This window comes from Streptomyces sp. PU-14G (assembly GCF_041028275.1).
Taxonomy (GTDB): domain Bacteria; phylum Actinomycetota; class Actinomycetes; order Streptomycetales; family Streptomycetaceae; genus Streptomyces.
Window position 1 is genome coordinate 1 of the sequence record NZ_JASKYT010000573.1, and the last position, 3,587, is coordinate 3,587.

The following is a 3,587-nucleotide window of genomic DNA, read 5'->3' on the forward strand; positions in this document are numbered from 1 at the left end:
TCCCCCCACGTCGCCCCCAAGGCCACCTTGGCCGCGCAGGCCCGCCTGGCCCAGCACGCGCGCCTCACCCGGGGCCGGATGCCGAGCCCGACGGCGGGACACCGGGACGCGGAGCAGCAGGCCCAGGGGCGGCGGCAGGGGCGGCGCGTGCAGGCGGCGGTCACCGAGGCGACCGCCCGCCGGATGCGTCTCGCGCCGGGGGACAGCTTCCACCTGCCGGACCGCACAGGCGCGGGCGAAAGCGGTGTGACGGTCCAGATCACCGGTGTACTGGCACCGCGCGGCTCCCGGCAGCACGTCGAGCACAGCCCCTTCTGGAACGCCGAGCAGAGCCTGGCACGCCCTTCCCTGCTGTCCATTCCCCCTGCCGGCGGGGGCGGTGCCCAAAAGCGCTACTGGCACTTCACCGCGTTCATCCACCCGAAAGCGGCACCCGCGCTGCTGTCCCTGCGCGACGGCGCCGAACTGTACTTCCACTACCCGCTCGACACGGACGCGCTCGCCGGGCACCAGGCACGACGAGCCGCACAGGACCTCACCCGGCTCGCCTCGGGCACCGACGCGGCACGGCTGCGCGACACCGCGGGCGTCGGCGAACTGACCTTCGACTCCGGGCTGACCGAAACCCTCGCCGCCTTCGAGCGGGAGAACTCCGCCGTCGCCCCCCTCCTGCTGACCGCCGCACTCGGGCTGGCCACCACAGCGCTGACGGTGCTCCTCCTGGCCGCAACACTGACCGCCGAACGGCGCGCGAGCGAACTGGCGCTGCTGCGCGCCCGCGGAGCCTCACTGCCCGGCCTGGCGGGCAGACTGCTGGCCGAGAGCGCCCCCGTGGCGGTACCGGCGGGAGCACTGGGCACCGGCCTCGCGCTCGCGGCCACCGACGGCACCCGCACCGCGGCGGCACTGGCCGCCGCGGCGGCCGTCACCGCCCTGGCGGCCCTGGCCCTGCCGCTGCGCGCCGCCCTGGCACACCGCCGCGTCCGGACCGCCGCACCCCGCGGCGACCTGACCAGACGACGCCCCTCGCGGCGCCGCACGGTGGTGGAGGTGGGCACGTTCGTGCTCGCCGTCGCCGCCGTCGTCGCACTGCGGCAGCGCGGCACCGGCGGTCAGAACGGCACACAGGACCCGGCCGCGACCGGCGGCACGGGCCAAGTCGGCACAGCGGGCGACACGGACCTGCTGCCGGCACTCGCCCCGGTACTGGTCGCGCTGGCTGCCGCGCTGCTGCTCCTGCGCTGCTATCCGCTGCCGCTGCGGCTGCTCGAACGCCTCACCGCGCGCCGCCCAGGGCCGGTCGCGTTCCTCGGGGTGGCCCGCGCGGGCCGCGCACCTTCGGCCGCCGTGTCGGGGCCCGCGCTGCTCGCCCTGCTCGTCGCGCTCACCGTGGCCTCGTTCGGCGGCACGGTACTCGCGGGCATCGCACACGGCAGGGACACCGCCGCCCTGCGCGCCGTCGGAGCGGACGCACGGATCGAGACCCCTGGCGGGGAGAACCTGCCCGCAGGGCTGGCGAAAAAAGTACGCCACACGCCAGGGGTGGACACGGTGACGGCCTACCGTGCCCACGACGACGGCGAACTCACCGGTGTCGCCGACGCGGTGACCGTCGCCCTGGTCGACGCCCCCTCCTACGCCCGCCTCACCGGACGCAACGGCCAGGGCACCCTTCCCGCCGACGCCCTCCTCCCCGCACCCTCCGAGGCCTCCACCGAGCCGCTCCCCGCCCTGATGTCCCCCGGCCTCGCCGGAAAACTGGGCAACGGCGCCGAGTACACCGACCTCGTCCTGCCCGGCCTGCAACTACCCGTGCGGCCCGCCCTGATCCGCGACACCACACCCGCCACCCAGCAAGGCGACTTCGTCGTCCTCTCCCGCGAGGCCGTCGCCCGCGCCCGCCCGGACGTGCGCGGCACCGCGCTCCTCGCCCCCAACACGCTGCTGGCCGGCGGCCCGGCCCCCGACGCCGGTGCCCTGCGCCGACTGGCCGCCGCGGCCTTCCCGAAGACGCACACCGACCCCCTGGTCACCCTCCGCGCAGAGGAACGCGCCGAGTACGCCGGCACCGTGCTCCACTCCGGCGCCGAACACCTCTACGCCCTCGCCGTGCTGGCCGCCGCCGGATACAGCGCCCTCGCCGTCGGGCTGTCACTGTCGCAGACCGCACCCGACCGCCGGGCCCTCCTGTCCAGACTCCGCACCCTGGGACTGGCCCGCAGACAAGGCCGGGGCGTCCTGCTGCTGGAGAGCCTGCCGCTGTACGTACTGACCGCCGCGGCGGGTGCCGCCACCGGACTGGCCACAGTGCCGCTGCTGGGCCCCGGCATCGACCTGGGCGCCCTGGCGGGCACACCCGACACCCTGCCCGTACGGCTGACCCCCGACCCCGTGCCCGTCCTCGCGCCGCCGCTGGCGCTGCTGGCCCTCGCCACGCTCGGGCTGCTGGCACAGGCCCGGCACCGTGGCCGCGCGGCCGACCTGCGCACGGAGAACCAGGAGCCCTCATGACGCCGCCACCCCCGCCCCGCACCCCCGCGTCCCCGCACGGCGAGGGGCAGGCCACCACCCTGGACGACCTGGAGCGGCGCGCCGCGGCCGGGCGTGAGGAGCGCGCCTACGGAGCCGACGCGCTGATCGCCTGCGACCGCCTGGTGCGGATCTTCAGCGGCGACGGCGTCGAAGTCCAGGCCCTCCAGGGCCTCGACCTGCTGGTGCACGAAGGCGAACTGACCGCCCTCGTCGGGGCGTCCGGCAGCGGCAAGTCGACACTGCTGCACATCCTCGCCGGCCTCGACACCCCCTCGGCGGGCAGTGCGCGCGTCGCCGGACACGACCTGCTGGCCATGGACGCGCGCACCCGGCTGCACTACCGCCGTCAGGTCGTCGGCTTCATCTGGCAACGCACCGCACGCAACCTGCTGCCCTACCTGACAGCCGCACAGAACGTGGCGCTGCCCATGCAACTGGGCAAAGGCGGCGGACGCACCGGCTCCGGCGGCCCCCACCGGGGCAGGCAGCGGACACGGCGGGCCCTCGAACTCCTCGACCTGCTCGGCATGGCCGACCACGCCGGGCGGCGCCCCGCACAGCTCTCGGGCGGCCAGCAGCAGCGCGTGGCCATCGCCGTGGCGCTCGCCAACGACCCGTCGGTGATCCTCGCCGACGAACCCACCGGCGAACTCGACACCGCCACGGCCGCCGACGTCTTCACCGCGCTGCGCCGCGCCAACACGGAACTGGGCACCACCATCCTGGTCGTCACCCACGACGCCGAGGTGTCCGCACAGGTCAACCGCACCGTCTCCATCCGGGACGGGCGCACCAGCACCGAGACGCTGCGCACCGTCACCCCCGACGAGGACGACGGCGCGACCACCGCAGGGCGCGAGTACACGACGATCGACCGCTCGGGCCGCCTCCAACTGCCGCCCGAGTTCACCGCGCCGCTCGCCATCCGCGACCGCGTACTGCTGGAACTGCGCCCCGACCACATACAGGTCCGCCCGGGCGACAGCACCCGGCCGGAGGAGACCCAGGCGCCCGGGCGGACCTGTATGTGGTCGGGGCGCAGTTCCAGCAGTACG

At 75.5% G+C, this 3,587-nt stretch carries 2 protein-coding genes; both read left to right on the forward strand.

The window, feature by feature from the left end:
• The coding region (locus AB8Z75_RS33500) for an ABC transporter permease (RefSeq protein WP_369208687.1) at positions 1-2,511 on the forward strand (2,511 nt) is incomplete at its 5' end.
• On the forward strand, positions 2,508-3,587 hold a 1,080-nt coding region (locus AB8Z75_RS33505; RefSeq protein WP_369208688.1), incomplete at its 3' end, for an ATP-binding cassette domain-containing protein. The genes AB8Z75_RS33500 and AB8Z75_RS33505, both read left to right, overlap by 4 nt.